The sequence below is a fragment of the Bradyrhizobium sp. USDA 4510 genome (assembly GCF_054059095.1).
This window is the reverse complement of record NZ_JBSSBT010000001.1, coordinates 5,572,497-5,594,519: the sequence shown is the minus strand read 5'-3', so window position 1 is coordinate 5,594,519 and position 22,023 is coordinate 5,572,497. Positions and strand designations below refer to the sequence as shown.

At 65.6% G+C, this 22,023-nt stretch carries 21 protein-coding genes and 1 pseudogene; 13 read left to right on the top strand and 9 right to left on the bottom strand.

Annotated elements, in window-relative coordinates; genetic code table 11:
- Positions 1-13 precede the first annotated feature (13 nt).
- Both ACVMDN_RS26075 and ACVMDN_RS26070 read right to left on the bottom strand, forming a co-directional pair.
- Positions 14-796: a sulfite exporter TauE/SafE family protein gene (locus tag ACVMDN_RS26075; protein ID WP_076824231.1), complete on the bottom strand. Its 783-nt coding sequence runs from the start codon at positions 794-796 to the stop codon at positions 14-16.
- A 116-nt stretch (positions 797-912) separates the two neighbouring features.
- Positions 913-2,295: a TAXI family TRAP transporter solute-binding subunit gene (locus ACVMDN_RS26070; RefSeq protein ID WP_076824073.1), complete on the bottom strand. Its 1,383-nt coding sequence runs from the start codon at positions 2,293-2,295 to the stop codon at positions 913-915.
- A gap of 138 nt (positions 2,296-2,433) precedes the next feature.
- On the opposite strand from ACVMDN_RS26070, the gene ACVMDN_RS26065 reads away from it, so the two are divergent.
- The 3 genes from ACVMDN_RS26065 (at position 2,434) to ACVMDN_RS26055 (ending at position 5,072) form a co-directional block, all read left to right on the top strand.
- Positions 2,434-3,489, top strand: coding sequence for a glycosyltransferase family 4 protein (locus ACVMDN_RS26065; protein WP_076824075.1), 1,056 nt, complete (start codon positions 2,434-2,436; stop codon positions 3,487-3,489).
- Between the two features lie 33 nt (positions 3,490-3,522).
- A complete protein-coding gene (locus tag ACVMDN_RS26060) occupies positions 3,523-4,212 on the top strand; it encodes a class I SAM-dependent methyltransferase (RefSeq protein ID WP_057014960.1) in 690 nt (229 codons plus the stop codon).
- Between the two features lie 242 nt (positions 4,213-4,454).
- Complete coding sequence (locus ACVMDN_RS26055) at positions 4,455-5,072, top strand: hypothetical protein (protein ID WP_076824078.1); 618 nt, start codon at positions 4,455-4,457, stop codon at positions 5,070-5,072.
- Between the two features lie 399 nt (positions 5,073-5,471).
- Here ACVMDN_RS26055 and ACVMDN_RS26050 read toward each other — a convergent pair whose 3' ends face one another.
- Positions 5,472-7,136, bottom strand: coding sequence for an aminotransferase class III-fold pyridoxal phosphate-dependent enzyme (locus tag ACVMDN_RS26050; protein WP_076824080.1), 1,665 nt, complete (start codon positions 7,134-7,136; stop codon positions 5,472-5,474).
- A 34-nt stretch (positions 7,137-7,170) separates the two neighbouring features.
- Here ACVMDN_RS26050 and asd point away from each other — a divergent pair, with 34 nt between their 5' ends.
- Positions 7,171-8,037: an archaetidylserine decarboxylase gene (gene asd / locus ACVMDN_RS26045; protein ID WP_057014963.1), complete on the top strand. Its 867-nt coding sequence runs from the start codon at positions 7,171-7,173 to the stop codon at positions 8,035-8,037.
- A gap of 121 nt (positions 8,038-8,158) precedes the next feature.
- Complete coding sequence (locus tag ACVMDN_RS26040) at positions 8,159-8,959, top strand: NUDIX hydrolase (RefSeq protein WP_076824082.1); 801 nt, start codon at positions 8,159-8,161, stop codon at positions 8,957-8,959.
- On the opposite strand, the gene ACVMDN_RS26035 is transcribed toward ACVMDN_RS26040, so the two are convergent.
- A complete protein-coding gene (locus ACVMDN_RS26035) occupies positions 8,960-10,765 on the bottom strand; it encodes a winged helix-turn-helix domain-containing protein (RefSeq protein WP_076824084.1) in 1,806 nt (601 codons plus the stop codon). It lies immediately after the preceding gene.
- 163 nt (positions 10,766-10,928) lie between these two features.
- Between ACVMDN_RS26035 and ACVMDN_RS26030 the strand changes: the two genes are divergently transcribed.
- The 3 genes from ACVMDN_RS26030 (at position 10,929) to ACVMDN_RS26020 (ending at position 12,667) form a co-directional block, all read left to right on the top strand.
- A complete protein-coding gene (locus tag ACVMDN_RS26030; protein WP_057014965.1) occupies positions 10,929-11,234 on the top strand; it encodes a nickel-binding protein in 306 nt (101 codons plus the stop codon).
- A gap of 78 nt (positions 11,235-11,312) precedes the next feature.
- Entirely contained in the window at positions 11,313-11,720 is a 408-nt protein-coding gene (locus ACVMDN_RS26025) for a hypothetical protein (protein WP_141341958.1), read from the top strand.
- 119 nt (positions 11,721-11,839) lie between these two features.
- Positions 11,840-12,667 carry a class I SAM-dependent methyltransferase gene (locus ACVMDN_RS26020; protein WP_076824088.1) on the top strand — a complete coding sequence of 276 codons (828 nt, stop codon included), beginning with the start codon at positions 11,840-11,842 and terminating at the stop codon, positions 12,665-12,667.
- Positions 12,668-12,758: 91 nt separating this feature from the next.
- On the opposite strand, the gene ACVMDN_RS26015 is transcribed toward ACVMDN_RS26020, so the two are convergent.
- The 4 genes from ACVMDN_RS26015 to ACVMDN_RS26000 all read right to left on the bottom strand — a co-directional run bounded on the left by ACVMDN_RS26015 (position 12,759) and on the right by ACVMDN_RS26000 (position 17,119).
- The gene (locus ACVMDN_RS26015; protein WP_076824090.1) at positions 12,759-14,333 is read right to left on the bottom strand and encodes a FecR family protein; all 1,575 of its coding nucleotides are present in this window, start codon (positions 14,331-14,333) and stop codon (positions 12,759-12,761) included.
- 154 nt (positions 14,334-14,487) lie between these two features.
- On the bottom strand, positions 14,488-14,742 hold the full coding sequence (locus ACVMDN_RS26010) for a hypothetical protein (protein ID WP_456815273.1): 255 nt from the start codon (positions 14,740-14,742) through the stop codon (positions 14,488-14,490).
- 212 nt (positions 14,743-14,954) lie between these two features.
- Positions 14,955-15,569: an inner membrane-spanning protein YciB gene (locus ACVMDN_RS26005; RefSeq protein ID WP_057014969.1), complete on the bottom strand. Its 615-nt coding sequence runs from the start codon at positions 15,567-15,569 to the stop codon at positions 14,955-14,957.
- A gap of 737 nt (positions 15,570-16,306) precedes the next feature.
- Positions 16,307-17,119 (bottom strand): hypothetical protein, encoded by an 813-nt coding sequence (locus tag ACVMDN_RS26000; RefSeq protein WP_141341409.1) that lies wholly within the window; start codon positions 17,117-17,119, stop codon positions 16,307-16,309.
- Between the two features lie 110 nt (positions 17,120-17,229).
- Here ACVMDN_RS26000 and ACVMDN_RS25995 point away from each other — a divergent pair.
- From ACVMDN_RS25995 to ACVMDN_RS25980, 4 genes and pseudogenes are all read left to right on the top strand, one after another.
- Positions 17,230-17,667 (top strand): annotated as a pseudogene (locus tag ACVMDN_RS25995) (autotransporter outer membrane beta-barrel domain-containing protein); the annotation flags it as partial.
- 124 nt (positions 17,668-17,791) lie between these two features.
- Complete coding sequence (locus ACVMDN_RS25990; RefSeq protein WP_076824094.1) at positions 17,792-19,027, top strand: extensin-like domain-containing protein; 1,236 nt, start codon at positions 17,792-17,794, stop codon at positions 19,025-19,027.
- A 113-nt stretch (positions 19,028-19,140) separates the two neighbouring features.
- Positions 19,141-19,524 (top strand): response regulator, encoded by a 384-nt coding sequence (locus tag ACVMDN_RS25985; RefSeq protein ID WP_050425581.1) that lies wholly within the window; start codon positions 19,141-19,143, stop codon positions 19,522-19,524.
- A 59-nt stretch (positions 19,525-19,583) separates the two neighbouring features.
- Complete coding sequence (locus ACVMDN_RS25980; protein ID WP_016845814.1) at positions 19,584-20,282, top strand: ABC transporter permease; 699 nt, start codon at positions 19,584-19,586, stop codon at positions 20,280-20,282.
- On the opposite strand, the gene ACVMDN_RS25975 is transcribed toward ACVMDN_RS25980, so the two are convergent.
- On the bottom strand, positions 20,256-21,074 hold the full coding sequence (locus ACVMDN_RS25975) for a substrate-binding domain-containing protein (protein ID WP_076824096.1): 819 nt from the start codon (positions 21,072-21,074) through the stop codon (positions 20,256-20,258). The two genes, ACVMDN_RS25980 and ACVMDN_RS25975, sit on opposite strands and share 27 nt — an antisense overlap.
- A gap of 140 nt (positions 21,075-21,214) precedes the next feature.
- Here ACVMDN_RS25975 and ACVMDN_RS25970 point away from each other — a divergent pair, with 140 nt between their 5' ends.
- Positions 21,215-21,919: an SDR family oxidoreductase gene (locus ACVMDN_RS25970; RefSeq protein ID WP_057014974.1), complete on the top strand. Its 705-nt coding sequence runs from the start codon at positions 21,215-21,217 to the stop codon at positions 21,917-21,919.
- Positions 21,920-22,023 lie beyond the last annotated feature (104 nt).

The following is a 22,023-nucleotide window of genomic DNA, read 5'->3' as shown; positions in this document are numbered from 1 at the left end:
ACACCTTCGCCGTTCAGGAGCTGAGATATCCGGCCGATCCGTCCCACAGCAGCTTGGCCGCGGTGATGACCAGAATGGCGTAGCAGGCGCGGTACAGCGCGCGCTGGTCGAGACGTTCGTGCAGCCGCCATCCGGCCCAGACGCCGACCGGCACCGCCGGCACGCAAAGCGCCATCAGCATCCACAGGCTGCGCGACGGCGTGGCGAGCACGAGCCACGGGCCGGCCTTCAAGAGGTTGCCGACCGTGAAGAACAGGCTGGTGGTGCCGGCGTAGAGCGCCTTCGGCATGCCGAGCGGCAGCAGATAGATCGCAAGCGGCGGCCCGCCCGAATGGGCCACCATCGTGGTGACGCCGGAGGACAGGCCGGCGAACGTCGCCTTGAACGTCGAACGCGGACGCGGCTTGATCTCGCCGCCGCCGAGAAGCCACAGCGCGGCGAACACCAGCGTCACCACGCCCATCACGATCTCGACGGCATGCCGGTCGAGATCGCGCAGCACGAAATAGCCGAGGCCGATGCCGACGACGAGCGCCGGCAGCAGCATCGCGAGGTCGATGCGCGACCACGTGCTCGGGCGCCAGAACCGCAGCGCGGTGACGTCCATGACGACGAACAATGGTGCCAGCAGCGCGCCCGCCGCGATCGGGTCCATCGCCAGCGACAGCAGCGGGATGCCGACGATGGCAAAACCGCCGCCGAACGCGCCCTTCATGAAGGCGATCAGGAAGACGCCGGCGAAGGCAACCGCGAGCACGAAAGGTCCGGGCAGGTCAGCGACGATGGACGTGATCATGGTGTCGTGCGAAGCGTTGTGGTCAGTACTCAACATGGCCACGCGCGCCTGCATGCGCAATCCAAACATTGCTCTCGGTGCACATTGCTCTCGGTGCAATTCGGCGTGCACGCGGCCTAGCCGGCGCGCATCCGCGGCAGGCCCGGCTTGTCGCCGTTGATCACGGCGCGGCGGTCGGAGACGGCGTGATGGAATTGCTCGAGCGTCAGCCCGATCACCGAGAGATCGCCTTCCTCGATCGCGCCGTCGTCGTAGCAGTCGAGCGCCTCGCGCAACAGGGCATCCGCGTCGCCCTGCATGGCGGCGAGCTGTTCCGGCGTCTCGGCGCCGCGCACCTGCGAGATCAGGGTCAGCAGATTGTCGCGATGGGTGATGTAGTGCTCGCGCTCGTCGCGCTTCACGTAGTGGCGCAGCCAGGCGCCGGCCGAGCCGAGGCCGGAGAGCAGCAGGATGCCGCCCCAGATGTAGTCGGAGTATTTTTCGAGGAAGGTGCGCTCGGTGCCGTCGATATAGGCGGCCGCGCCCTGATGCGCCGGCAGCGCGGCGTCCTTGTCGGTGTCGGGCTTCTCGATCTTTGCCGCCGCCGGCAGATCGCGCGCGACCTGGAGGCGCAGCGTGAACAGCTGCCGGTCGAGCGCGCCGACGGTCGCCTCGCTCAGCGCATGCTGCGCGATGATGAGGTGATTGACGCTGACGGTCTCAACCTTGTCCTCGGGCCGCGCCGGCGACGAGGAGAAGATGCTGCCGGCGATCTCCTCGGACTCATAGCGCGGATGCTTCTGCGCGATTGCCTCCGAGACATCGACCGGGAGGAAGACCGGCTCGCCGCGCGCGGCCGCCGTCGCTGTAATCGCTTCCGCCGTCACCTTGCTGTCGAGCGGGCCGACGGTCATGTAGGCATCGAGCGAGGGATCGCGCGCGAGGTCGGCGATCTTGTTGACGGCGAACTGGCTGACCGCGACCTTGTCGGGGTTGACGCCGGATTCGGTCAGGATCACGCGCAGCAGCGTGACATTGGCCTGGGTGCTGCCGACCACGCCGACCTTGTGGCCGGCGAGATCGTCGATACTCTTGATCTTCGCGGACCGCCGCTTGCCTTTGGCGCCCGAGGGCGCCCACAGCACGACGACATTCTTGCGCAGGATCGCAACCGACTCGGCGCTCGCGGGCAGATCGAGGTCGCCGCGCACCACCGCGAGGTCGACCTTGTTCGCCGTGAACAGTGCGATGCTCTCGGCGGAGCCCTGCGTCGTGACCGGCTTCAGCCGCACCGAGCTGCCGTCGTGCGTAAAGACCTGGGCGAAGCCCTGGATCAGCTTGACGTCCTCGCTGCCGGTCGGGCCGACCGCGATCGCGAGCGTCACCGGACGCAGCGCGTAATACAGCGCGCCGGCGGCGAGGCCGAACACAAGCATGCCGGCCGCAAGGATCAGCAGCGACGAGTTTCGCCGCCTGAGCCTGCGGCGCTTCGCGCCGGGATTTTCACTCTGCTCTGACATCTGGCTGTCACGTTACACGAAAAGCCGGCCGTTTGCCGTGAAAAACAACCTAACATTTCGATGACGTCATACGTTTGAAACATCCATGTCAGAACGTCGTGCGAGCAGAATCAAGATTAACGATTTGGATCTCCTGCAATGCGCATACTCGTTGCGACCGATGCCTGGCATCCGCAAGTCAACGGCGTGGTCCGGACGCTGACGTCGCTTGCGCGCAGCGCAGCCGGGCTCGGCGCCGAGATCGAGTTCCTCACTCCCGACGGTTTCCGCTCGGTCGGCGTGCCGACCTATCCTGGCCTGCGCGTGGCGCTGCCGAACCGCCGCGAGATCGCGCGCCGGATCGAGGAGGCCGCGCCCGAGGCGATCCACATCGCGACCGAAGGGCCGATCGGCTGGGCGGTGCGCGGCTATTGCCAGCGCAACAAGCTCGCCTTCACCACATCCTATACAACGCGCTTCCCGGAATATGTTTCGGTTCGCACCGGAATTCCCGACAGCGTCGGCTACGCGGTGCTGCGCCACTTCCACGCCGCCGGGTCGATGACGATGGTCGCGACCGACTCGCTGCGCAGCGAGCTCGCCGAGCGCGGCTTCCGCAAGCTCGGCTTCTGGACCCGCGGCGTCGACACCAGGATCTTCAATCCGGACCAGCCGGCTGTGCTCGATCTGCCGCGGCCGATCTTCATGACCATGGGCCGCGTCGCGGTGGAGAAGAATCTCGACGCCTTCCTGTCGCTGGACCTGCCGGGCTCCAAGGTCGTGGTCGGCGACGGCCCGCAAAGGGCGGCATTGGAACAGAAATATCCCGACGCGATTTTCCTCGGCGAGAAGAAGGGGCAGGATTTGACCTCGCACCTCGCCGCCGCCGACGTCTTCGTGTTCCCGAGCCTGACCGACACCTTCGGCGTCGTGCAGCTCGAGGCGCTGGCCTGCGGCACGCCGGTTGCGGCATTCCCGGTCACCGGCCCGAAGGACGTCATCGCCAACCATCCGATCGGCGCGATCGACAACGACCTGCGCAGCGCCTGCCTGCGCGCGCTGACGATGTCGCGCGCCGACTGCCGCAATTTTGCGTTGGAGCGTTCCTGGGAAAACAGTGCGCGTCAGTTCATCGGCAATCTGGCCACGCTGCAGCCGAGCCGCGCGCCGCGGCCCGCCCGCCGCGTTGCCGGCCGCAGCGCGGTTCCGAATTAACACCTCAATCGAACGAGAGACGAGAGACGATCTATGGCTGAAATCATCAAGCTGGGTGCCGACCGTTCCATGGACTTCGACCGCGAGACGGTCGAGCAGGCCTATGACCGCTGGGCGCCGATCTACGACCTCGTGTTTGGCGGTGTGTTCAGCAAGGGCCGGCAGGCCGCGATCCAGGCCACCAACAAGATCGGCGGCCGGGTGCTCGAGGTCGGCGTCGGCACCGGCATCTCGCTGCCGCTCTATAGCCCGAACGTCCGCATCTTCGGCACCGACATCTCGGAAGCGATGCTGGAGAAGGCCAAGAAGCGGGTCGCGGAGCGGGGCCTGAAGAATGTCGAGGGCCTCGCGGTGATGGACGCCGAAAAGCTCGAATTCCCCGACAATTCGTTCGACGTGGTGATGGCGCAGTACGTGCTGTCGGCGGTGCCGAACCCGGAAGCCGCGCTCGACGAGTTCGCCCGCGTGGTTCGTCCGGGCGGCGAACTGATCATCCTGACCCGCGTCAGCGCCGATGCCGGCGTGCGCCGCTTCATCGAGCAGAAGCTGCAGCCGGTGGTGCGCCCGCTCGGGTTCCGGACCGCCGAATTCGCCTGGTCGCGCTACACCAAATGGCTCGCCGGCGCGCGCGGCATGGAGCTCGCGGAGCGGCGCCTGATTCCGCCGCTCGGCCACTTCTCGCTGGTCCGCTTCCGCAAGGCGGATGTCGCCAAAGCCGCCTGAGGCGGCCCGGCCAGGCGGCCCAGCCCGCCGCTCCTCCCGGGTGAGGTAGCGCACAGCGCACCCCAGGCCGGGAGGCTACGATCTCCTTCGCCTGATCTCCGCAGATTTTGTCGGGATGAGGCGAGACCCTGCTCCGGTTGCGTCAAGGCGTCGCTCCGCATTGTCATATGTCATTATGATGATGTCACACGCGATACATCGAATCCCTGTAAATCCTGTTCCGAAAGATGTTGGGGGAACCAATGATCAAGAATTTCCTGCAAGAGCTGCGTACCCAGCGTTGGGATGACCATCGCTTCTACCATCACAGCCGGATCAACCAGAGCCTGCACTTCGTCAGCGCGCTGAGCTTCCTGTTCGCCTATGTGATGCTGTTCTTCGATCCGGTCGTGTCGGCGCTGGTCGGCTGGCTGGTCTCGATGACCTCGCGCCAGGCCGGTCACTTCTTCTTCGAGCCGAAGGGCTACGACCACGTCAACCAGGCGACCCACGAGCACAAGGAAGACATCAAGGTCGGCTACAATCTGCAGCGCAAGGTCGTGCTGATGGCGATCTGGGCGCTGTCGCCGATGGTGCTGTACTTCGATCCGACGCTGTTCGGCCTGTTCAAGCCCTGGGTCACGATGGGCGACCTCACCCGCCAGGTGGCCAAGATCTGGCTCGTGGTCGGCATCGGCGGCCTCTTGTTCCGCACCATCCATTTGTTCTTCATCCGCGACGTCGAAACCGGCCTCGTCTGGATGACCAAGATCGTCACCGACCCGTTCAACGACCTGAAGCTCTATCACAAGGCGCCGCTGTTCCTGATGAAGGGCGAACTGATCGATCCGGGTCTCGAGAAGCACGTCAAGCACGCCTGATCGGTTGCCCTCAGAGTCTTCAAGCTACGTCATGCCCGGGCTTGTCCCGGGCATCTACGTCTTAGGATTACGGCGGATCATCACTTGAGCGCCTTCGACCGCGCGTACACGTCACCTCGCCCCGCTTGCGGGGAGAGGTCGGATCGCGCCAGCGATCCGGGTGAGGGGGGCTCACCACGAGTCCGTCCATTTCCGATTTTATGGATGCAGCCCCTCACCCCAACCCTCTCCGCGCAAGGGCGGGGCGAGGGAGCAGGGGGGCCGCGCGTTGCCTCAGCGCCTGAACTTCACGGTGACGACCCAAACGCCGTCATTCCGGGGCGATCGCGCCAGCGAGCGAACCCGGAATCTCGAGATTCCGGGTTCGATGCTGTGCATCGCCCCGGAATGACGGTGTGCTCAGCGGCCGAACCTCACGGCGACCATCTCCTTCAGGATCTGCCGCTTGATGTTCTTGTTGGTGAGGCCGGCCTTGTGCCACCACCAGCCGTCGCGCTTCATCTTCTCGGCTGCCGCAACGAAGCGGTCGCTGACCTCGGCGAAGTCGGCCTCGGTGTAGTTCAGGGTGAAGATCAGACGGCCGGTGCCGACCCAGCTCAGCGCCAGTCCCTCGGCCCGCAGATAGTATTGCAGCATCCAGTTGTAGCGCGACGGCTCGGTGTAATAGATGGTCCAGATCGACGAGATGTTGCCGACGCGAACCGGCAAGCCTTGCGCGGCGAGGCGGTCGTTGAGCGCCTTGGCACGGCCGTTCCAGGTCTCGTCCAGCCCGTTGTAGATCGAGCGGAAGTTCGGGCTGGCGAGCCGGCTCAGGAACTCGTCCATCGCCGTCATCACATAGGGATGCGAGTTGAAGGTACCGCGGGCGAAGCAGATGTCGGCCGGGCGGTCGTCGCGGAAGCGCCGCATCAAATCCTTGCGGCCGCACACCACGCCGACCGGAAGCCCGCCAGCCAGGCTCTTGCCGTAGGTCGCCATGTCGGCCTTGACGCCGAAATATTCCTGGGCGCCGCCGGCGGCGAGGCGGAAGCCGACGAACACCTCGTCGAAGATCAGGACGATGCCGCGTTCGGTGCACACCTCGCGCAGCTTCTTCAGCCATTCGGTGTAGGCGGCGCGGTCGTATTTGGAGGAACGCGAGGAGTCGACCAGCGCGGAATCGCCGGGCGCGTTGGAATTGGGATGCAGCGCCTGCAGCGGGTTGACCAGCACACAGGCGATGTCGCTGCGCGTCCGCAGCACGTGCAGTGTCTTCTCCGACATGTCGGCGAGCGTGAAGGTCTCGTGCGGCGACACCGGGTTGCCGACGCCGGGCTGCACGTCGCCCCACCAGCCGTGATAGGCGCCGGCGAAGCGCACGAGGCGCTTCCGCTTGGTGTGGTAGCGCGCGAGCCGCACCGCCTGCATCACGGCCTCGGTGCCGGACATATGGAACGAGACCTCGTCGAGGCCGGACAGCTCGCAGAGCCGCTTGACGTTGTCGGCAATGACCGGGTGATAGGGGCCCAGCACGGGGCCGAGCGCGTGGGCGCGCTTCTCACCCTCGGCGATGCACTCCTTGTAGAAGTCGTTGCCGAAGATGTTGACGCCGTAGGAGCCGGTCAGGTCGTAGAAGACATTGCCGTCGACGTCGGTGACGGTGACGCCGCTGGAGGCCTCGACGAAGGCCGAGGTGCCGAGATGCTCGCGCACCAGGCGGCTGTACTGGAACGGCACGCGGTAGGTTTCGGTGAACTGCAGGTCGGAGATGCGCTCCGTGACCTCGGCGGTCAGCGCGCGGCCCTTGGGGTAGCGATCCCCGTAGAGGCCGGCGAGGCGGAAGAAGCCGTCCTGGCGCTGCATCGCGACGTCCTTCGGCGCGCCGTCGGAGCGGAAGAAGTCGTCGATGTCGAATTCGTAGTGCGGGACCATGCGCGCGACCATCTTGGACATCTTGGAATGTCCGGTCAGCGAGCGGTGTTTGGCGCGCGACAGCGCGATGCGGGCCTGAATTTTGGGGAAAGCTGCGGCGGCGCCGGCAAGCGCGGCGGCGGACAGCGAGAGAATCGGAAGGGATGTTTCCATGACAGAAGCGCTAGCCTCAGCACCTAACAGATTCATGACAGTCAAGGGCCTGATCTCGGCATTCACCCAGCAGGAAGACCTCAATTTCCTGCTCACCAACCGGATTCCGCGGGCCGCGCTGACCCGCTTCATGGGCTGGTTCTCCAAGGTCGAGAACCCCCTGGTGCGCGACGCCTCGATCGCCTGCTGGAAGCTGTTCTCCGACCTCGATCTGTCGGAGGCCAAGAAGACCGAGTTCAGGAGCCTGCACGATTGCTTCACCCGCGAGCTCAAGCCCGGCCTGCGTCCGGCCGCTGCCGATCCTGCCATCATCGCGAGCCCGTCGGATGCGATCATCGGCGCGCATGGGCGGATCGAGGACGGGCAATTGTTCCAGGTCAAGGGCGCGCCCTATTCGCTGCTCGATCTGGTCGGCGATCCGGCGCTCGTGGAGCAGCACCGGAACGGCCGCTTCGTCACGCTGCGGCTGACCTCGAGCATGTACCACCGTTTCCACGCGCCCTATGATCTTGCCATCGACAAGGTGACGTTCATTCATGGCGACGTCTGGAACGTCAATCCGATCGCGCTGAAGCGGATCGAGCGGCTGTTCTGCAAGAACGAGCGCGCGGTGCTGCGCGCCAAGCTGCCAACCGGCGAGGCACTGACGCTGGTTCCGGTCGCGGCGATCCTTGTCGCCAGCCTCCGCCTGCATTTCCTCGATATCACGCTGAACGCGCAGTCGCGGGGCCTAGTGGATTTTTCCTGTAACGCGCATGTGAAGAAGGGCGATGAACTCGGCTGGTTCGAACACGGCTCGACGATCATCGTGCTGGCGCCCGGCAATTTCGAATTCCCTGACAACGTCGCGGAGGGAACGCGGATCAAATGCGGCGAGCCGCTGCTGCGGAAGCCTTTATAGCCTTGTTTCCATCGCGCTCATCGTTTGAGCGGGAAAACCGGCTTCCACTTTTCGCGATCATGCGTAGAATAGTCGGGATCGTCGTGCGACGATCCTAAATCGCAAACCTTTGGGACACGAGATGGCGCGGACGCCTGTTCTGGCGGCGGGAGGCATTGTGCTGCGGCGGGACGCACCGCAGCGCTTCGCCGTAGTGCGGCTGCGCAAGCGCAATGAATGGGTGTTGCCGAAAGGCAAGCTCGACGACGGCGAGACGCCGCGCGCCGCTGCCGAGCGCGAGGTGCTCGAGGAAACCGGCCACGACGTCGACGTGCACGAATTCCTCGGCACGCTGGTCTATGATTCAGGCGGCCGATCCAAGGTGGTGCATTACTGGCGCATGGATGCCGGCGGCAAGCCGGTGCGGGCGTTGATGAGCGACGTCCGCGAGGTGGACTGGCTGCCGCTCGATGCGGCACTCGAGCGTCTGTCGCGCGGCTACGAGCGCGCGTTCCTGGAAAATGTCGGACCGATCGCGTTGCAGGCCGCGGCGCTCACCGAGCGCGAGCGGCGCGCGCGGGGGAGAGCCGTGGCCGCAGAGCGCCGGCGGATTCGCGAAGCCGCAGTGCCACAGGTCATCGACGAGCAGGAGGTCACCGACGCGCCTGATGTTGCCGATGCGGCTGCGCCGGCGGAGACGCCGGCCATCGATCAGCCGCCACTCGCGCAAAGCGAGCCCGATCCGCCGGCCATGGCGCCGCAAGACGTTCCGGTGGCCGCACCCGATGCAACTGCCGAGACCGAGCGGGGCGCCGAGACGGTCGTCCCTGACCAAGCGCCGCCATTCGTGCACGAGGTCGTGCCGGCCGGCGCGGCACCTCAGGCCACGCCGCGCAAGAATCTGATCGAACGCGTGCGCGACTGGCTGCGCCGCGCGGCGTGATCACCCGCACATCTGACGTCGCGCCGTTGGCTGCCAGGCCTCAATGTCACGCTGCAAGGCAAGACACTCGGCAAGACGCTTGGGCGAGCCCAGGTCACGGGCCAGAAGCTGTGCCGCATGAACTTCGGCCATGGCGCCGCGAACATCTCCATGCTCCAGCTGGAGGCTGGAGATCTGAAGCCGCAGCCGCACGATCTGGACCCGCCCCTCGATGCTGGACCACAGCTGGCGGGCGAGATGGAGATGCCGCATGGCTGTTTCATGGTCCTGCCGGGAAAGCGCGAGGATCGCCTGTGCTTCGTTGGTGAGTGCGCGGATCGAGGGCATCGGCCAGCGATCCGGACTTCCCGACAGTTCGCAGATCAATGCCTTCGCTCGAACGGTCCGATGCGTGTGCGCGGCAACCAGCGCCAGATGCGCGAGCAGGATTCCGCGCCGCTGCAGCGTCCACCAGGTCTTGCCGATCAGGCTCCGCTCGAGGCTTGCATAGGCGGCTTCCGCTTCCCCTCTTGCGAGCAGCAGCATGGCGCGGCCCGGCTCCGGGCACCAGCCCAGCGTGTAAGCCCTGTCATAGGCTTCGAGCGCTGCGTCGTCATTGCCGATCGCCGCCTGAATATCGCCCAGCACCCGGTTGGCATCGCCAAGAGACCAGGGCGCATCGCTGGTCAGGCGTCCGAGCGCGTCCTGAATGCGCGACAGCGCTTCGTCGAGCGAGCCTCTGATGCCGAGCACCTCGGAGCGGTGCAGCTGGCACGAGCCCGTCAATTCCATGCCGCTGCCCGAGCAAAAGTTCTGGTAGCTCCGCGTCCACTGGTCGGCGCGTGCCCAATCTCCGAACATCCGGGCCGCCCAGAGGATGTTGCAATAGAGGTTGCCGCCAATGATCGGGTCCAGATTGTTGCTGGACAGGGCAACTGCGGCGGCATGGTCCTGATCGGACAGTCCTCCGTGTGTGTCGCCGAGGCACAGCCGATAGAAGCCGCGATAGGCCAGGCTCAGCGCTTCGATATTGATCGCATCCTTGTATCTGACGGCGGTGTAGGCAGCGTCGGCCAACGCGAGTGCCTGTTCCGGCTCGCCATCGAAAGCAGCCAGTTTCGACTTCATCCATAACACCAGTGCCGTCGTCGGAGGATCGTCGAGCGTTGAAGCCCAATCTTCCGCCCGCGCGAGCCAGCCCTTTCCGATCGCGGCCTGGCCGCTTTCGAAATGCAAGGCCGAGAGCGCTATTGCGTCGACCGTGGCGCCAGCAGCGTCACCGGCCTGGCTGCGTGCGGCGACCGCGCGAACCAGAATCGGAATCGCTGCCGTGGCCCTGCCGAGGCACTGCAGGGCAAGCGCCCAATCGTGCAGATCTTCAGCGTTGAGCTGGCCGCTTTCATCCGCGCTCGCGAACAGGGTCGCTGCCTGCAACCACAATTGTCCGGCCGCTGCGCGTCGGGCGAGACCGATTGCACCGACGGTGCCATCGACTTGCTTGGGGTCGATGCGTTCCGGCTGCCGGATCCCGGACTCGAGGAAGAAGCGATAGCCTTTGCCCGGCAGATTTCGGATCGCGCCGTCCATGCCGCCGTTGCGCAGCGCGGCGCGCAACGCACTCACCGCCCGCTGCAGCGAGTTGTCTGTGACCGTCACATCCGGCCAGACGGCTTCGAGGAGTTCTTCCTTGGGGATGACCCGGTCCCGGTGTCGAACCAGATAAATCAGCAGATCGAACACACGCGGCTGCAATGGGACCTCTTGGCGCGCGCACAGCAACACGCGTCCAGCTTCATCAAGCTCGAACAGTCCAAATGAGAATGCCATGTGTATGAGTGCGGGCTCGGCGGAAAAGGTTCAGCCAAGGATCAGACAAAGATCAGGCAATGATCAGTCCGCGGTAAGGACAGTCGGCATCGACAGCGCCTATAGCTGATCATGGCTCGCTATGAGCGCCTGCCGTTCAATAATTGCAACCGAGGAGATTTCGATGGAACTCTATGTCATTCGCCGTCCGAGCGCCTGGGCGAACATGAGCGAGCTGGAACTCGCCGGCGCAACATCCGCAAGGGTCGGCGACGAGCAGATGCCGGACCGTGTCCGCTGGATCCGCAGCTATGTGGTGCACGAGGCGGATGGTCGCATCGGCACATTCTGCATATACGAGGCGCGTGACGGTGACTCGATCCGGGAGCATGCGCGCTGCGTCGGCATGCCGGGCGAGGAATTCTACAAGGTCGCGGCAACCGTGGTGGTGCGTGGTGATCCGGTCCAACCACCCATTGCAGCCGAATGACGCCTGCGCGGCGTCGCATGGCGTATCCCGACCAAACCTGATCCGGAGCGCCATCACACTTCGATCAAGGAAACAATTATGTCGATTTCATTCATGGAATCCATTTCAAGTCCGGTACGAAGGCATTTTTCCTTCCTGCTTTTGCGGATCCGCCGGATCGTCAATCAATCGGTCGCAGGCATGCTCGCCCATCGCGAGCGGCAGGCCAGTCGCCTGATGCCGCGCGACGCCGGCGGCCAGTCGAAGGGCGCCGGGAACCGCTGCTCACGGCCGATCGGGCGAAGCGCGCTGCTCGGGCTGGTGATCGCGGGTTTGTCCTCGCCCGTGTTCACCCGAGCGGAGGAACCTGTCGTTCTGGAGCATCGTGCAGCTCCGGCGCAGCAGGCCGCCTTGACGCAGCGTAGCAGCCACGGCTGCAGGCATCGCTCGGACTGGAGCATAGTTGCCGCATCGACCATCCCGGTCCTGCTCGACCGCCGCACATAGCGCGCAGCACATTTGAAGTCATTGCACTGCTCGACGCCGTTTTTTGACGCAACCCGCGGACTTTCGGCGAAGCCGGCGGCCTCGCCGCGAGCCGCACCACATTTTCAAAGGAGATGCACATGAACGTTCAGACCGAAATGCCGACCATCGATCTTGCCGCCGTCAAGGCGCGCCAGCAAGCCACCTGGAGTGCGGGCGACTATGCGATCGTCGGCACCACGCTCCAGATCGTCGGCGAGATGCTCTGCGAGGCAGTCGACCTGCGCAGCAATCAGATGGTGCTCGACGTCGCCGCCGGCAACGGCAATGCGACGCTGGCTGCGGCGCGGCGCTTTGCCGACGTGGTCTCGACCGACTACGTCGCGGCGTTGCTCGAGCGCGGCCGCGAGCGGGCGGCGGCGGAGCGTCTGCCCATCACGTTCCAGGAAGCGGACGCGGAGAAGCTGCCGTTTGCCGATGCCAGCTTCGATGTCGTGCTGTCGACCTTCGGGGTCATGTTCACCGCCGACCAGCAGCAGGCGGCGAATGAACTGCGCCGCGTCTGCCGCATCGGCGGCAAGATCGGCCTCGCAAGCTGGACGCCGGAAGGTTTCATCGGCCAGCTGTTCAAGACCATCGGGAAGTATGTGCCGCCGGCGCCGGGCGTGAAGTCTCCCGCGCTGTGGGGCACCGAGGCGCATCTCGGCGCCTTGTTCGGCCCGCAGGCGACGCTCGATGCCAGGCGCAGGCACTTCAATTTCCGTTACAGGTCGCGCGAGCATTTCCTCGAGATCTTCCGCACCTATTACGGGCCCGTGCTGAAGGCGTTCGGGGCGATCGATCCGGTCAAGCAGCAATTGCTCGCCGCCGACATGTTCAGCCTGATGGACCAGTTCAATATCGCCAGGGACGGCACGCTGGTGATCCCGAGCGAATATCTGGAGGCCGTGATCACCAGGCGCGGCTGACCTGCCGCTCGGCATTGGTCGATCTGTGCATGGCGCCGGCGTAACTCGCCGGCGCCATTCGCTCGTTTGATCGACATTGCTGTGATCTCAGTTACTGGCGCTTGTCCCTGGGTGGAGGCTTCGCGCCGCGCGGCGGAGGCGGCGCGCGCCGTTGCTGGAAGCCTGGCCGCGCCTGCACCGCGGGCCGTTGTATGCCCGGTGCGGCTTGCTGGATGCCGGGTCGGATCTGGCCGGGCGCCTGCGGCACGGGCTGCGCGGTGCCTTGTCGCGGCGCGCCCGGTTGACCCGGCTGGGCCGCTGGTGGTCCTGGCTGGCGCACGCCGCCCGGCGCCTGGGTGCGGCCGGGCTGCAGACCGCCTTGACGTGCCGGCGATTGTTGTCCGCCGGGTTGCGTCGTGCCGCCTTGGCGTGCGGGCTCTTGCGTGGGGGCTTGGCGCGTTGGCTGTTGTCCCGCCGGCTGTTGTCCGGCTGGCGTCTGGACGCCGGGCGCGTGCGGCAGCGTCGCGCCGCCGGGTTGGCCGGGTAGCGCATGCTGTGCGCCGCCTTGCTGCTGCGTGCCGGGCCGCTGCTGCGAACCTTGCCGGCCAGGCGTGCCCGGTTGCTGGCCGGGACGGTTCGGCTGACCGGGCTGCTGCATCTGGCCCGGACGTTTTTGCTGACCCGGCTGCTGCGGCGTGTTGCGGTTCTGGCCCGGCAGGCCGTTCTGCCGCTGCGGGTTCGGCTGCACGGGCTGGCCGCGGTTCGGATAGGGCGCGGCCGGATTGGCCCTGCGGAAATCGGGATTGGCGCGGCGGAAGTCGCGCTGCTCGGTCACGACCTGGCGGCCCAGCGTCTGCGCGCTATGGACCTGGCGCACAAAGCCCTGGTCGCGCGTGATCTGTTGCGGCGAGATCGTCAGCGGCACCGCGGCGAAGCGGGCACCGCCGGTGCCCGGACGAATCGCAAAGCCGCTGGCGCCGCGCGTCAGCACGCCGAGCGAGGCACCGCTGCGGTCGTTGACCTCGATGCGGCCGACATGTCCGTCGGCGTCGGGATAGAGCTTGATGCCGACATTCCTGCTGGTCGCGGTGGCGCCTTCGGGCACCTCGACGAGACCGGTGGTGCCGCGGATGCCGAGCGTCGCGGTCGGGGTCGAGATCTTCATGTCGCCGGTTTTGGCGACCGCGGCGGCGACGAAGGCCGCCGTTCCCTTGGTGACGTTGAACAGCGCGCTGTTCTGCTGGCCGCCGTCCTCATAGACGTAATTGTCGATCGTGATCCTGGCATTGGCGCGCAGGTTGAAGGTGGTGCCGTCGTTGAAGGTGATGCCGAGCGAGGAGGTCCCTGATGTCGCGACCTCGTCATTGGCAAAGATGTCGTCGCGGATCTGCAGCGGCGTCGCGGTGCTGTTGCGCGTGACGGTCGCGGTTCCTGTCAGTGTCGCCACGTTGCCGATCGGCTCGGGCGCTGCGGGCTGCGCGCTCGCGGCCGGCGCCGGCGTTGCAGGCGCGGGTGTTGCGGGAGCGGGCGTAGGCGGCGTCGCACTCGGCGCCGGGGCGGGCGCCTGTGCAGGTTGCGCCTGTGCAAGCCGCGTCAAGTCCGGCGCGGCATTGGCCGCTGATTGCCAACCGATCGTGACGCCGGCGCCAAGCAGAAGCGCAAAGAGAAGGCTGCGGCGCATCGCCATCGATTCCCGGGGGAGGCAGTGGGGACGGCAATTGAGCCGCGTCAGGCTGAATGCCGGATGAACGGTCGTGCCTTGTTGTCATGGCGGACCGAAACGATCAAGCACCGCGCTCCGTTGCCGGAAGCGCGGTGCCTGGTCGCTGTTGGGGTTTTGCTTAGCCGCGCTTGTGAGGAGTGATATTGAGCGGTTTCGCCGGCTTGGCCGCGGGCGCATAATTCGCGGGTTGCGCAGCCGCCGGCGGCACGTAGTGGAACACCGCCTTGCAGCCGTCGCTGAGCAGCGCGCGCTGACGGATCATGCAGGCGGTGACGCGATCGACGTCGGGGATTTCCGCGCTGCACAGCCGCATGGCGTCGCTGGTGCACATCTGCTGCTGCTCGTCGGTGTAGGCATAGGACGCCGAGGTCAGCAGACCGAGCGTGAACGCGGTTGCCGCAGCAGTTTGCCGTGACGAAGCGCGGAAGCGGTGAAAGCCATCATGTCCCCCTTGTGATCGCGCCGAAGCAGCGCGTTGTCGAACCGATCACTAGGCAGGCTTGGTTTCAGCAATTCTTCGTTGTCACGGCAAAATGGTTTCGTCGCGCGGGCCGTTTGTTTCGTCGACCACACCCCGGTCGGGGGCTACGGCGCAGCTGGCGCCGGTGCCCCTTCGAGCGCGAGCACGGCCTCGCGCTGCGTCTCCGGCATGGCGCGGATGCGGCGCCTTGCGGTGAGGCGGAGCGCGGCAAAGCCGCCGAGGAACACCACGATCTTGCTCACGATGCCGAAGATCGGCATCACGACGGCCCATGTCGTGATCTCGCAGGTCAGCGCGACGATGGCGTTCACCGCGGCGGAGATGAACATCAGGGCGGCCCAGGCATAGCCGACCTTGACGGCGACATCGGGCACGACTTTCTGTGCGATCTCGGGCAGGTAGCGGTTGAGCCAGCCGGGTTTGAGCATCACGACGCCGACGATGGCGTAGATCACGCTCGGCTTGAACAGCACGAAGCGCGGGTCGTGGGTCAGCAGCGTGGCGGAGCCGGCGGCGACGACCAGGAACAGGCTCAGCCATTCCATGGTGTCGATCCGTTTGCCGCGCACCATCTGGACGCCGATCTGCACGACGCCGAATGCGATGCCGAGGCTGACCGCGAGCGCGGTGTTGTGCGTCAGCAGGAACAGAACAAGAAAGACAAGCGTCGAGGCGAGATCGAGGGCCAACAGCCTGGCCGCGGTGAGGAAATGCTTCATTGGTCGCCGGTCGCCCGCAGGTTCAATTCATTTTCGACAATGCGGCTCTTATAGCGGGTCCGGCGACGCACATGAAGCGACCGCCGGGCAGATATAAGCCCGTTACCTGAAGGGCGACCGCAAGACTCGCCCCGCCGTTGCACGGCGCAGCGCTGCACGCGCATCGCATTCGAGCCCCTCATCGCGATCATCGAGCTGTAGTTGTGGCGGAGTGAACGTAAAACAGCAAAGCGCCGGCGGGGGCGGCCGCCGGGCGCTGAACTCATGCCTGTCGAATGTCCTAGAACACACCGAGAATAATGGCGCCGACGAAGGCTAACGCGATGTACGCGGCCACAATGCTCAGCTTGCTCAGCAGAGGACTCGCGAAATCCATTGGGGAAACTCCCTCGGTTCACACAACGCTGCCCGCATTAACGTCAAAGCTAGCAAGGGGTTCCAGGCCGAAAAAGGCAGTCTTGTTGTCAGGCTTGCTATTCGCGGCAATGCCGCATTGCGATGCGCGGCTCAAATAGCCGCCGAATCAAGGCGTTGACGCGTCGCAAATATATTCGGCGGCGGCGCCGGTTCCAGGCGCCGATAGCAGTCCCCGCTTGGATGTCCGTCGGTTGCTCTCGCCCCTGTGTCGTTGCGCCGCAAGGCAGCATCGTCATTTGTTGTGCGCCTGTCACAAACCATACCCAGATTGCCGCCCGCAATGACCGGGGCTCTACCCCGGTAATAAGTACTTGGGGGCGTTACGTGAAATCTGAGTTTCTGAGCCGCGCAAGCCGGCTTGCGCTGGCTATTTCTGCGACTTCGTTGGGGTTCTCCTGTCCGGCACTGGCCGCAAGCTTCAGCACTCCTCCCAACAGCACGACGGCGCAGACCGTCTCCAACAATGATACCGGCTCGGTCGCCGCCGGCAGCAGCCTGTCGGTGACGGGCACCGCGATCACCTGGATTACCGGCCTGTCGTCGCCCGGCGTCGTCATCACCAACAACGGCACCATCTCGGCGACCTCGCGCGGCATCGACACCTCGAGCAGCGCCATCAGCGGCAATCTCACGCTGATCAACAATTCCGGCGCGCTCTTCACCGCGTCCAATGATGCATTCCGGATCAATGGCGGCCTGAGCAGCGGGTCGGTCACCGTCGACAATGCGGGCACCATCCAGTCGACGGGCAACGGCCGCGTCTTCGACTTCGTCAACGCGACGTCGAACACCACCGTGTTCTCGATCACCAACCAGAGCGGCGGCATCATCAAGTCATCAAGCAGCGACGTGATGCGGATCGGCGGCGGAACCACCACGATCACCAATTCCGGCCTGATCGACGCGACCAATACGGCAGGTTCTCGCGCGATCCGTGCCACCACCAATCTCAACAACGTGATCTCGCTGTCGGTCGTCAACAATGCGGGCGCGACGATCCAGTCGGCGGACGACTCCATCCAGATCAACGGCGCGTCGGGCAGCAACAGCACGACCGCGGCCAGGTTCTCGGTCGACAATGCCGGCACCATCAAATCGGCGACCGGGCAGGCGATCGACTTCGACAATCTCATCTCGACCGCCGCGAGCGTTCACATCACAAACCGCGCGACCGGCCTGATCACTGCGGCCAATGCGGACGCGATCCGTCCCGGCGAAAACTTCACGATCGACAACGCCGTGGTCGCTGGCGCTGACGCCCTATGCCGCCGGACAGTTCACGACCTACGATCTGCCGTCCTATGCCGAGCAGGTGCTGTAGGGATCGAGCGCGTTCGCGGTGGCCTATGGCGCCAAGACCGTCACCGCCACGCGCAGCGAACTCGGCCTCCGCAGCGATCGCTCGATCGCGTTGCAGGATGGCATTCTCAGCCTGCGCGGCCGCCTTGCCTGGGCGCACGACTACAACACCGATCGCAGCGTTGCCGCGACATTCCAGACGCTGCCGGGCGCGTCCTTCGTGGTCAACGGTGCGGCGCCGGCGAGCGATGCGGTGCTCACCACCGCGAGCGCGGCGATGAACTGGACCAGCGGCTGGTCGGCGGCGCTTACCTTCGAAGGCGAGTTCTCCGACGTCACGTCGTCCTATGGCGGCAAGGGTGTCGTTCGCTACACGTGGTGATGACATCATCTCGGCAGGGCGCGTGTTGCCCTGCCGGGTTCCGCTGCATGGTTAAGGACAGCTGAAAACAACGCATCGAAATGCGTTGAAGAGTCTTTAATCAAATTCGCAGAACCTCCGCGCCATGACGCGTGGAGTTCGTTTGTATCTCGTCGGCTCCCTTGTCCTTGTGTCGCTTGCTGGTTGCGGTCGCGGTCTGTTTCAGACCGCCGAGCGCGAACCGTGGCGGGCCGAGGCCGAGGCCGCATGCCTGAAGTCGGGCGCGGTCAAGGAGAGCGCCGACCTCGTCCGCATTGATCCGATCTCCGGTCCCGGCGTCTGCGGCGCCGAGTTCCCGCTCAAGGTCGCCGCGCTCGGTGAAGCCAGTTCGGCTTACGGATTTGCCGACGACAGCCTGCGCCCGCCGGCATCGGTCGGCAACCAGCCGCGCTGGCCGATCAACCGCCAGCCGCCTCCGCCGCCCGCGCAGGCGCCGTATTCCAATCAGGCCGTCGGCCAGCCGAGCTATGGCAACGAGCCGGGCTATGGCAGCCGTCAGAATGGGCCGGTCTCGCTGTCGGCGCCCGGCGTTCCGCCGCAGCAGGACGAGATCGATTTGCCGCCGGAAGGCTCGCCCGATGCCAGGGGCGAGCGACCTTATTATCCGGGCCTGCCATCCAATCCGCAGCGCGACAGCGCGGCCGCGCCCTATTCACCGGCACCGTATTCCCAGCAGCCGCCCGGCGCGCCACCGCCGCCGCGGCTCGGTCCCTCGAGCGGCAATCCGGTGGTGACGGTCGGCCCGGTCGCAGTGAAGCCGGCGGCAACGCTGGCGTGCCCGATCGTCTCGGTGCTCGAGCGCTGGCTCGCCGATTCCGTACAGCCGGCGGCGCAGCGCTGGTTCGGCGCGCGTGTCGTCGAGATCAAGCAGATCTCGGCCTATTCCTGCCGCGGCATGAACGGCAATTCGCACGCGCATATTTCCGAGCACGCCTTCGGCAATGCGCTCGACATCGCAGCCTTCACGCTGGCTGACGGTCGCCGCATAACCGTGAAGGATGGCTGGAAAGGCCTGCCGGAGGAGCAGGGCTTTCTGCGCGATGTCCAGGCCGCCGCCTGCCAGCAATTCACCACGGTGCTGGCGCCGGGGTCCAACGTCTATCACTACGACCACATCCATGTGGATCTGATGCGCCGGGCCAGCCGGCGTCTGATCTGCCAGCCCGCCGCCGTCTCGGGCGAGGAGGTCGCGGCGCGTGCCGGCGGCCGTAACCCCTATGCAACGCGCGAACCTTATGTCACAGGATCGCTCGGCGGCAGAAAGCCGGCCCCGCGGGGTAAGGCGGGGATCAACGAAGAAGACGAATTCGCCGACGAATAGGGACGCGTCTGATACCCGTATTTTTACTGGGTGACACCGTGCAAACGGTAGCCACTTTTATGCTGCATATGCTTCGGAGCCGGGCGCACCCGGCTGATTTCTAGGGGATAGCTTTGCAAGACGCGCCGATCATTCTCGTCATCGAAGACGATCGTGATCTTCAGATGATGGTAGAGGACGCCCTGAGGGACGGCGGCTATGAGCCGGCGATCGCGGGCTCGGGCGAGGAAGCGTTGACGCTGCTGAAGGCGTTCCGCACCAAATACTCAGCACTGGTCACCGACATCCGCCTGCTCGGCCGGCTCGACGGCTGGCGCGTGGCGCGCGGCGCCCGCGAGATCGACCCGTCATTCCCGGTGCTCTACATCACCGGCGGCGGCGGCGACGAGTGGCCGACCCGGGGCGTGCCGGACAGCGTGCTGCTGAACAAGCCGTTCTCGCCTGACGAACTGGTCGCGGCCGTGGCCAAGCTGCTCAAGAACGGCGCGCCGGCCTGAGCGACTGATCGTTCCTGCGATTTGACGATGCGCACGTTGTGCGGGCAAAACGTGCCGGCATGAATGATTTCGCACAGTCGATCACGGCGGCGGCATCGCTGATAGCCGGTCGCGATCCGGTCCTGCTTGGGATCGTCGCATTGTCGTTGCGCGTCAGCCTGCTGGCGAGCCTGCTCGCGCTTCTGATCGGCGCGCCGATCGGCGGCTGGCTTGCGATATCGAGGTTTCGCGGACGGCAGGTGGTGATCGTGCTCGCCAATGCCTGTCTCGGCCTGCCGCCGGTCGTGGTCGGCCTCGGGCTTTATCTGCTGCTGTCGCGATCCGGACCGCTGGGCTTCGCCGGGCTGCTGTTCACGCCGACGGCGATGGTGGTGGCGCAGGTCATCCTGGCGACGCCGATCGTGGTTGCGCTGGTGCATCGTCCGGTCGCGCTGCTGTGGGCGGAATATGCCGATTTGATCCGCACCGACGGCCTGTCCCGCCTGCGCAGCCTTGCGCTGGTGTTCTCGCTCGGCCGCGCCTCGCTGCTCACCGCGTTCCTCGCCGCCTTCGGCCGCGCCATCGCGGAGGTCGGCGCCATCATCATCGTGGGCGGCAATATCAGCGGCTATACGCGAACGATGACGACCGCGATCGCGCTCGAGACCAGCAAGGGCGAGCTGGCGCTCGGCCTCGGGCTCGGCGTCATCCTGCTTGCGCTGAGCGTCAGCGTCAGCACGATCGCGTTTCTGCTAGTGCGCGGCGTTGGGGAAAAATAGCTGCTCGCCACCGACCTTGTAGCCGGCGATGGCCGACTGCCCGGCCTGCGAGACCAGCCAGTCGATGAAGGCCTCGCCGTCCGCGGCCTTCACCGTCGGATGTTTCGCCGGATTGACCAGCATCACGCCGTACTGGTTGAACAGCCGCCGGTCGCCTTCGGTCAGCACGGCGAGCTCGCCGCGGTTCTTGAACGACAGCCAGGTGCCGCGGTCGGACAGCACATAGGCATTCGACGCGGATGCCATGTTGAGCGCCGGACCCATGCCCTGGCCGATCTCGCGATACCACTGGCCCTTCGCTGAGCCGAGATCGACGCCGGCCGCCTTCCAGAGCCGCAGCTCGGCCTCGTGCGTGCCGGAGTGGTCGCCGCGCGAGATGAAGGCCGAACTGGTCGCAGCGATCTTGCGCAGGGCATCCGCGACATCCTTGTCGCCGGCGATATGCGCCGGATCGGCCTTCGGGCCGACGATGACGAAATCGTTGTACATCACGTCATATCGCCTGGTCGCAAAGCCCTCGGCCAGGAATTTCTCTTCGGCCACGCGATCGTGCACGAACACGACATCGGCATCGCCGCGCCGTCCGATGTCGAGCGCCTGTCCGGTGCCGACCGCGACCACCTTCACGGCAATGCCCGAGGTCTCCGAGAACCGCGGCAGCAGATAGCCGAACAGGCCGGACTGTTCGGTCGATGTCGTCGAGGCGACGGTGATGGACCGGGTCTGCGCGAGCGCGGGACCGGCGAACAGCATCACGGCGGCGATGACAAGGTGTCGAAGGAGGGATGTCATGTGAATACTGCGTACCGGAGAACGATGTCGGTCACCATGCCGCATTTCGTCCGGTGACGCAAAGCAGGCGCGATGTCGCGCGTTGCGATCGGCAGTGCTAGGGTCGCCTCGAACGAAGCAATAAGAAGGGATATCAGGTCATGGCTTTGGAGAAGGTCGCGCTCGTTACCGCAGGCGGCAGCGGCATGGGAGCGGCGGCGGCGCGGCGCCTCGCGGCCGATGGTTTCCGCGTTGCGATCCTGTCGTCGTCGGGCAAGGGCGAGGCGCTGGCAAAGGAGCTCGGTGGCCTCGGCTTCACCGGCTCGAACCGTTCCAACGATGATCTGAAACGCGCCGTCGACGGCGTGGTGGAGCGTTGGGGCCGCATCGATGCGCTGGTCAACAGCGCCGGCCACGGCCCGCGCGCGGGTGTGCTCGAACTGACCGACGAGCAGTGGCACACCGGTCTCGACGTCTACCTGATGAACGTGATCCGCCCGACGCGTCTCGTCGCGCCTCACATGCAGGCGCAGAAGTCGGGCGCGATCGTCAACATCTCCACCGCCTGGGCGTTCGAGCCGAGCGCGATGTTTCCGACCTCGGCGGTGTTCCGCGCCGGGCTCGCTGCGTTCACCAAACTGTTCACCGACAGCTACGCCGCCAGCAATGTGCGCATGAACAACGTGCTGCCAGGCTGGATCGACAGCCTCCCGGCAACCGACGAGCGCCGCGACAGCGTGCCGATGAAGCGCTACGGCAAGGCGGAGGAGATCGCCGCAACCATCAGCTTCCTCGTCTCCGACGGCGCGGGCTACATCACCGGCCAAAACATCCGCGTCGACGGCGGATTGATGCGGTCGATTTGAGGCAACTGCTAAACCCGTCATCCCCAGGGCCTGACTCATAGACGGACTCTGAGGAGCAAGTGAGCTTGTGATTCACAAGCGGCACCAAATATTCGGTGTCGTCC

What these genes read in the sequence shown, in the direction of transcription:
- ACVMDN_RS25975 (WP_076824096.1), bottom strand. Translation starts at nt 21,074, where the DNA reads ATGACATCCCTCCTTCGACACCTTGTCATCGCCGCCGTGATGCTGTTC.
- asd (WP_057014963.1), top strand. Translation starts at nt 7,171, where the DNA reads ATGACAGTCAAGGGCCTGATCTCGGCATTCACCCAGCAGGAAGACCTC.
- ACVMDN_RS26000 (WP_141341409.1), bottom strand. Translation starts at nt 17,119, where the DNA reads ATGAGATTGTCGAAGTCGATCGCCTGCCCGGTCGCCGATTTGATGGTG.
- ACVMDN_RS26035 (WP_076824084.1), bottom strand. Translation starts at nt 10,765, where the DNA reads ATGGCATTCTCATTTGGACTGTTCGAGCTTGATGAAGCTGGACGCGTG.
- ACVMDN_RS25970 (WP_057014974.1), top strand. Translation starts at nt 21,215, where the DNA reads ATGGCTTTGGAGAAGGTCGCGCTCGTTACCGCAGGCGGCAGCGGCATG.
- ACVMDN_RS26040 (WP_076824082.1), top strand. Translation starts at nt 8,159, where the DNA reads ATGGCGCGGACGCCTGTTCTGGCGGCGGGAGGCATTGTGCTGCGGCGG.
- ACVMDN_RS26030 (WP_057014965.1), top strand. Translation starts at nt 10,929, where the DNA reads ATGGAACTCTATGTCATTCGCCGTCCGAGCGCCTGGGCGAACATGAGC.
- ACVMDN_RS26070 (WP_076824073.1), bottom strand. Translation starts at nt 2,295, where the DNA reads ATGTCAGAGCAGAGTGAAAATCCCGGCGCGAAGCGCCGCAGGCTCAGG.
- ACVMDN_RS26015 (WP_076824090.1), bottom strand. Translation starts at nt 14,333, where the DNA reads ATGGCGATGCGCCGCAGCCTTCTCTTTGCGCTTCTGCTTGGCGCCGGC.
- ACVMDN_RS26020 (WP_076824088.1), top strand. Translation starts at nt 11,840, where the DNA reads ATGAACGTTCAGACCGAAATGCCGACCATCGATCTTGCCGCCGTCAAG.
- ACVMDN_RS26050 (WP_076824080.1), bottom strand. Translation starts at nt 7,136, where the DNA reads ATGGAAACATCCCTTCCGATTCTCTCGCTGTCCGCCGCCGCGCTTGCC.
- ACVMDN_RS25980 (WP_016845814.1), top strand. Translation starts at nt 19,584, where the DNA reads ATGAATGATTTCGCACAGTCGATCACGGCGGCGGCATCGCTGATAGCC.
- ACVMDN_RS25990 (WP_076824094.1), top strand. Translation starts at nt 17,792, where the DNA reads ATGACGCGTGGAGTTCGTTTGTATCTCGTCGGCTCCCTTGTCCTTGTG.
- ACVMDN_RS26065 (WP_076824075.1), top strand. Translation starts at nt 2,434, where the DNA reads ATGCGCATACTCGTTGCGACCGATGCCTGGCATCCGCAAGTCAACGGC.
- ACVMDN_RS26055 (WP_076824078.1), top strand. Translation starts at nt 4,455, where the DNA reads ATGATCAAGAATTTCCTGCAAGAGCTGCGTACCCAGCGTTGGGATGAC.
- ACVMDN_RS26075 (WP_076824231.1), bottom strand. Translation starts at nt 796, where the DNA reads ATGATCACGTCCATCGTCGCTGACCTGCCCGGACCTTTCGTGCTCGCG.
- ACVMDN_RS26025 (WP_141341958.1), top strand. Translation starts at nt 11,313, where the DNA reads ATGTCGATTTCATTCATGGAATCCATTTCAAGTCCGGTACGAAGGCAT.
- ACVMDN_RS26005 (WP_057014969.1), bottom strand. Translation starts at nt 15,569, where the DNA reads ATGAAGCATTTCCTCACCGCGGCCAGGCTGTTGGCCCTCGATCTCGCC.
- ACVMDN_RS26060 (WP_057014960.1), top strand. Translation starts at nt 3,523, where the DNA reads ATGGCTGAAATCATCAAGCTGGGTGCCGACCGTTCCATGGACTTCGAC.